The organism is Christiangramia aquimixticola, assembly GCF_048285835.1.
In the GTDB taxonomy this organism is placed as follows: Bacteria; Bacteroidota; Bacteroidia; order Flavobacteriales; family Flavobacteriaceae; genus Christiangramia; species Christiangramia aquimixticola.
The window spans coordinates 1-304 of record NZ_JBLVTL010000195.1; the positions used below are offsets into that span (position 1 = coordinate 1).

The following is a 304-nucleotide window of genomic DNA, read 5'->3' on the forward strand; positions in this document are numbered from 1 at the left end:
CTTGGGACATGAGTTTGGAGGAAAAATCGCAGCCTTAGGTTCTCGAGTTTCTGGCTGGAAAGTCGGCGATCGGGTCGTATCGGAGACCGCGGCCGTGATCGATTCACTCAATCCCATGAGCAAAGTCGGACTTTACAACCTTGATCCTACGCGCAAAGGCTTCGGCTACGGAGTCAATGGGGCCATGACCCGATTTGTTCGAGTACCGGCGAGATGTCTGCATCATGTACCGGAGAATTTGTCTTTCGAAGAAGCCTGCCTGACCGAGCCTTGCTGTGTGGCTTTCAATTCTTTGGTAGGGAAT

General features: G+C 52.3%; 1 protein-coding gene. It reads left to right on the plus strand.

Features of this window, described 5'->3' with window-relative positions; all coding sequences use genetic code 11:
• On the plus strand, nt 1–304 hold a 304-nt coding region (locus tag ACNKXV_RS14100), incomplete at both ends, for an alcohol dehydrogenase catalytic domain-containing protein (RefSeq protein ID WP_417908348.1).